Genomic DNA, 5,576 nt, shown 5'->3' with positions numbered 1-5,576 from the left:
ATAATCTTTATTTGAAGTAAGTTATAGAATCATGCTGCGCCGTCAGGACTGAAGCGCCAGTGCCACGGTTCGTAAATAAAGCCAAGATCATTGTCGCGCGGATAGGAAAGCGTAAAGCCGAATCGGGCGGCATGGGTAATCAGCCAGCGGAACGCATCGGTGCGTTCGAATTCTTCTTCGGTCGCCATGCAACCAGGTGTGTTGATGTCGATCGCGCAACCGGTGTGATGTTCGCTGTAGCCGGGGGGCGCACTCAGCGTCAGGATGGTTTCCATCGGCATCTGGCGATCCAGCTTGTTGCGGATGATGTCGATCTGTCGCTCGATCGAACGAAATGCGGAAACGACTTCCAGGACCACGCCATCCTGCAATGCGGCCGCCTTCATCGCGCTCCATGCGTTGGCGGTGGCCGGCGTCATCATGAACTGGCGGCCTTCGGTATCTGTTTCCGCGGTGGTCAGATCCTGTGCCTCGCGATAGAAGGGCAGGTTTTTCTGCGCAATCAATTCCTGCGAAATGCCGAGTCTGGCGAGCTCGCGTTCAATGCGTTGTCGGTATTCCTGGTCGTCGTTGATCATGATTCAAATGCGGGTGGAAACCGGAGCAGCTTACGTGCTGCTGCCGAACTCTGCAAATGCTGCAAATGTTGCAAAGACCTGCGGCGCGAACTGCTATCATGCCGCCACATAAAAAAGAGGTGACACGTGAAATTGAAGATGGCAAAAAATTCGATTTTTGCAATATTGCTGCGCTCGCCCTGGTGGGTCAGCGGGCTGGTGGCGATTGCATTGGCATTGATCGGCATGGCGCTCATGCCGCCGGGCTACCGGATTTACGGCATGTTGACCGGGGTGCCGTTTACGGTCATTTGTGTTGCGGCATTGAAAAAGCAGTGGGGCACGCCGAGCAAGGCACGTACTGCGGCGATGATGGAAAAAATTCGCGCATTATCGTGGCGTGAGTTTGCCGACGAGATCGAAGTGGCGCTTCGCCGCGACGGTTTCGATGTGAAGCGGATCGACCTGCCGGAAGCGGATTTTGCCATCACCAGCGACGGTCGCACGGCATTGGTCAGTTGCCGCCGCTGGAAAGTCGCGAGTACCGGCGTCGAGCCATTGCGTGAACTGTGCAATGCGGTCGAACGCGGCGGGCTGTACGATGCCCTGTATGTGACAACCGGTGAATTCACGCAAACCGCGATGGAATTCGCCGTGGAAAAGAAGATACGTCTGATACGCGGTCCCGCCCTGGCGAAGCTGATGCGGGAGATGAAAACTGCCGGTGACAAATCGGGCAGAAAAACCTGATTCGATCGCGTGCGATTGTTGACGAAAACCCGGCTTCGGCCGGGTTTTTTTATTGTCGTTTTACTTTGGTCGTTTTACTTTATTTTCTCTCGGCGATTCGGGTCCTCCGAGGCGGGACGCAGAACGACCGCAGCAATGCGATCCTGAATATATATCATAACGTGATATTATTGCGTTTTCGTTTTTCCAGGCTGGCGTTGTCCGGCTGCCGCTCATGTCAAATTCTGCAATGCTGGAACAAGGCGATTTCGAAGCGCTTTCGGAGTTCCGTTATCAACTGCGCCGCTTTCTCAAGTTCAGTGAAGACGCCGCACAAAGCGTCGGTCTGACGCCGCTGCATTACCTGGTTCTGCTGCACATCAAGGGCTTCCCGGGACAGGATTGGGCGACGGTCGGTCAGCTCGCCGAACGGCTGCAGATTCGTCATCACGGCGCAGTCTCGCTGGTGTCGCGCTGCGAACAGGCGGGATTGGTTACGCGTACGCCGGGTCGCCAGGATCGTCGCCAGGTTCTGGTGCGACTGACTCCGCTGGGCGAAACGCAATTGCGTCATCTGGCCGAACTGCATCGCAACGAACTGCGTTCACTGTCGAAAGTGTTCAAGGTGGCGCGGATTTCGGCATTCAACGACAGCGAAGGCACGGCCTGATCGACGACAGGCGGTACGACGCAGGCATCCAGTACGATTCCTTTCCCGTTTTTTACAGGCTCTCCGGTTTCCTATGCACGCTCATCAACGCGATTTTTCTCCCGACATGCGGGTTGTTTTCATGTGTGCCATTGCGGTTGCAATCGGCGCCGTCAGCACGGTGGCGGCATTTGTCCTGCTGAACCTGATTCACTTTTTCACCAATCTTTTTTTCTTCCAGACGTTCTCGTTTGCGGACCGTTCGCCGGCCGGCCACACGCTGGGCCTGTGGGTGATTGCGGTACCGGTGATCGGCGGGTTGATCGCGGGGTTGATTGCGCGTTACGGTTCGGACAAGATCCGCGGACACGGCATTCCGGAAGCGATCGAATCGATCCTGTTCGGTAAAAGCCGGATGTCGCCCAAAGTTGCGATACTCAAGCCACTGACGTCCGGCATCGTGATCGGCAGCGGCGGCCCGTTCGGCGCCGAAGGTCCGATCATCATGACGGGCGGCGCCATCGGTTCGCTGATTGCGCAGAATTTCTCGGTAAGCGCGGCGGAGCGCAAGACCTTGCTGGTTGCCGGCGCGACGGCGGGCATGACGGCGGTATTCAGCACGCCGGTCGCCGCCGTGTTATTGGCGGTCGAACTGCTGCTGTTCGAATGGCGGCCGCGCAGTCTGTTGCCGGTCATCGTCGCCTGCGCGGTTGCGGCGTTTTGCCGACCGTTGCTGCTGGAGCCGGGCCCGTTGTTTCCGATGCATACGGAGCCGGTCGGCGTTGCATCCTTTGTCGTTTGCGTGGTTGCGGGTTTGTTGAGCGGCATGCTGTCGGCAGGCATGTCGGTTGCGCTGTATCGCGTTGAAGACTGGTTTCACAAACTGCCTGTGCACTGGATGTGGTGGCCGGCGATTGGCGCGCTGGCAGTCGGTATCGGCGGCTGGTTCCAGCCACGTGCGCTGGGTGTCGGCTATGACGTGATTGCCGATCTGCTGAACAATAATCTGGCCGTTTCCGTAGCGTTGTCGCTGCTGGTGGTGAAGGCGATCATCTGGGTAGTGGCGCTCGGTTCCGGTACGTCGGGCGGTGTGCTGGCACCGTTGCTGATGCTGGGTGCGGGATTGGGAACGATCATTTCCAGTCTGGTGCCGGGTACCGATGCGGCATTGTGGCCGCTGGTTTGCATGGCGGCGGTACTGGCAGGCGTGCTCGGCGCTCCGCTGACGGCGGCGGTCTTTGCGCTTGGACTGACCGGCGACTTCAATGCATTGCTGCCGCTGCTGCTGGCCACCGGCGTGTCTTACGGCTTCACGATCATGGTGATGCGTCGATCGATCATGACGGAAAAAATCGCACGCCGCGGGTTGCATATCTATCGCGAATACAGTGTCGATCCGCAGGAACGTTCGTTCGTCGGCGAAGTGATGACATCGGATGTGGTTACGATCGATTCGTCGCTGACATTGCGCGAGGTGGCACAACGGTATTTCGGCGCAGATCAAAAGCATCGTGCCTTTCCGGTCCTGAATCGCAAGGATGTGCTGATCGGCGTGGTCGATCGTGCAGCGCTGGAAGAGGGCATGCGGTCGCGCGGCGAGGACGGCACGATTGCGGAACTGTTCGACAACAGGACGCCGTCGGTCGCCTTTCCGGTGGAAACCTGTCAGGTCGTGGCGCGCCGGATGGCAAAGCATCATCTGGAACGCCTGCCGGTGGTGGACAGCCGCTCACGTCATCTGGTGGGCATCGTCAGCCGCAGCGATCTGGTCAAACCGTCGCAAAGAGCGTACGAAGAAGAACACGTGCGCGAGCGTTTTTTCGGGAATTGAATCGACAAGAAAATACGGCCTGACCGTTGTTGGCGGTCAGGCCGTAAAAGAAAACAGGAAGAAAACAACAAGAAAACCGGAATGAGGCTGAAGAATCAGGACGGGTGAGCGATCAGCCCTTTTCAGCCAGCGCCTTTTCCAGTTCGGCAATCTTCACGCGTTGCGCGCTTTCGCTGGCGTAACGCTCCGTGATGTCGCGCGCGATGGCCAGTGCACCCAGCACATTGCCGTCGTTGTCGCGCACCAGTCCAAAACTCATGTCGACATAAATACGGGTGCCGTCCTTGCGCATCGAACGCGTCGTCAGCACCTTGTTCACGTATTTCATCTCGCCTGTCGAAACCGCGTGGTTGAAGCCGTTGTTATGTGCCTGCTGCATGCGTTCCGGAACGATGATGTCGAGCGAACCGCCGATCACGTCCTCGGCCTTGTGACCGAAAATGTGTTCGGCACCGCTGTTCCATACGCGTACCAGACCGTCGCGATCGGCAAAGATGACGGCGTCGGTCGATTGCTCGACGATGCCCTTGTACAGCATGGTCATGTCGATTCCGCCATTGTCGATAGTATTCATGTGATTCTCCTTAATGTTCAAACGGCCGGACGCGGAAGTACGCGATCCGCCATTGTATTTTCAAACAGGGCGGCAATCAGATCGGTTTGCGAAATCAGGCCGACCAGACGCTCCTGGTCGTCGACGATCGGTACCTGATGCAATTCGTCGTCCGACATCAGCGGCACCAGTTCGACGATCGACTGGTTGGCGCGGGCGGTAACGACTTCCTTCGTCATGATCTGGCCGACGACTTCATGTTTGTCCGTATGCGTGACCTGCGACGGCATGATCAGATGGGCAAGACGCTTGCCGAGGCCTTCATGCATCTCGTCTTCCGCATGCTTCAGGTAATCGGCCTTGGTCACGATGCCGATTACGTGATTGCCGCGATCGACCACCGGCAGTGCGGTCAGGTCGTGCTGTTGCAGGCGTTGCCATGCGTCTGCCAGATCGGTTCCGAATTCCACGGTGACGACATCCTTCGACATGATGTCGGCGCAGCGCATTTCACCCAACTGGCGGCGGTATGCCTGCATTTCCGTTTTCAGCATGAGTTCTTCCAGATCGTCACGGCTGATGTCAATCACCTGGTTGTAGCGCTTGAGCACTTCGTCCAGATCGCTCGGTGTGATACCGGTGCGTTCGGTCGGCGGAAGATCTCCCGTGTTGTGCTTGGTGGCCGGGTCGGGTGCAGGCTTGTGCGGATAGCGGCGACCGGTGGCATTGTTATAGAACAGTGCCATCACCAGCAGAATCAGCGAATTGAGCAATACGGGCACCAAGACAAAGCTGTAACCCATTGCATGAATCGCCGGTCCGCCGAGGACTGCGGTCAGCGCGACCGCGCCACTTGGCGGGTGGATGCATTTGAGCATGAACATGCCGCCGATCGCCAGCGAAATGGCAACGCCCGCAGCCAGCATCGGTGTGCCGATCAGTTTGGCACAGGTGACGCCGATCAATGCCGCCACCAGATTGCCGCCGACCAGCGACCACGGTTGTGCCAGCGGGCTCGACGGTACCGCAAACAGAAGCACCGATGACGCGCCCATCGGCGCAATCAGCCATGCGGCATGGATGTCCTGGCCCAGAATCAGGTAGCTGAAGGCGCCGGTAAGAACAATGCCGAACAGCGCGCCGGCACAGGCGCGCATTCTTTCGTAACGGTCAACGAAACTCTGGGTGGGCAGAAAACGGGCTAGCCACTGCAATTGCGATTGACTCATGTTATTCCTGAATATATATGCGCAAGCC

Annotated in this window: 6 protein-coding genes; 3 read left to right on the top strand and 3 right to left on the bottom strand. The window is 57.8% G+C overall.

What is annotated here, in order from left to right:
• Positions 1-29: 29 nt before the first annotated feature.
• Positions 30-578, bottom strand: coding sequence for a M15 family metallopeptidase (locus tag VN114_RS12920; protein WP_325515496.1), 549 nt, complete (start codon positions 576-578; stop codon positions 30-32).
• Between the two features lie 126 nt (positions 579-704).
• Here VN114_RS12920 and VN114_RS12915 point away from each other — a divergent pair, with 126 nt between their 5' ends.
• The 3 genes from VN114_RS12915 to VN114_RS12905 all read left to right on the top strand — a co-directional run bounded on the left by VN114_RS12915 (position 705) and on the right by VN114_RS12905 (position 3,766).
• Positions 705-1,307 carry a restriction endonuclease gene (locus VN114_RS12915; protein ID WP_325515494.1) on the top strand — a complete coding sequence of 201 codons (603 nt, stop codon included), beginning with the start codon at positions 705-707 and terminating at the stop codon, positions 1,305-1,307.
• 214 nt (positions 1,308-1,521) lie between these two features.
• Entirely contained in the window at positions 1,522-1,956 is a 435-nt protein-coding gene (locus VN114_RS12910) for a MarR family winged helix-turn-helix transcriptional regulator (RefSeq protein ID WP_325515492.1), read from the top strand.
• Between the two features lie 73 nt (positions 1,957-2,029).
• Positions 2,030-3,766, top strand: coding sequence for a chloride channel protein (locus VN114_RS12905; RefSeq protein ID WP_325515490.1), 1,737 nt, complete (start codon positions 2,030-2,032; stop codon positions 3,764-3,766).
• A gap of 112 nt (positions 3,767-3,878) precedes the next feature.
• On the opposite strand, the gene VN114_RS12900 is transcribed toward VN114_RS12905, so the two are convergent.
• Positions 3,879-4,340 (bottom strand): PAS domain S-box protein, encoded by a 462-nt coding sequence (locus tag VN114_RS12900; RefSeq protein ID WP_325515488.1) that lies wholly within the window; start codon positions 4,338-4,340, stop codon positions 3,879-3,881.
• 17 nt (positions 4,341-4,357) lie between these two features.
• Complete coding sequence (locus tag VN114_RS12895) at positions 4,358-5,548, bottom strand: HPP family protein (RefSeq protein WP_325515486.1); 1,191 nt, start codon at positions 5,546-5,548, stop codon at positions 4,358-4,360.
• Positions 5,549-5,576: the final 28 nt, after the last annotated feature.

The organism is Oxalicibacterium sp., assembly GCF_035565035.1.
Classification (GTDB): Bacteria; Pseudomonadota; Gammaproteobacteria; order Burkholderiales; family Burkholderiaceae_D; genus Oxalicibacterium.
This window is presented reverse-complemented; position numbering and strand designations above follow the sequence as displayed.

Coding starts and splice junctions, on each gene's coding strand:
- VN114_RS12910 (WP_325515492.1), top strand. CDS start 1,522: ATGTCAAATTCTGCAATGCTGGAACAAGGCGATTTCGAAGCGCTTTCG.
- VN114_RS12895 (WP_325515486.1), bottom strand. CDS start 5,548: ATGAGTCAATCGCAATTGCAGTGGCTAGCCCGTTTTCTGCCCACCCAG.
- VN114_RS12900 (WP_325515488.1), bottom strand. CDS start 4,340: ATGAATACTATCGACAATGGCGGAATCGACATGACCATGCTGTACAAG.
- VN114_RS12905 (WP_325515490.1), top strand. CDS start 2,030: ATGCACGCTCATCAACGCGATTTTTCTCCCGACATGCGGGTTGTTTTC.
- VN114_RS12920 (WP_325515496.1), bottom strand. CDS start 578: ATGATCAACGACGACCAGGAATACCGACAACGCATTGAACGCGAGCTC.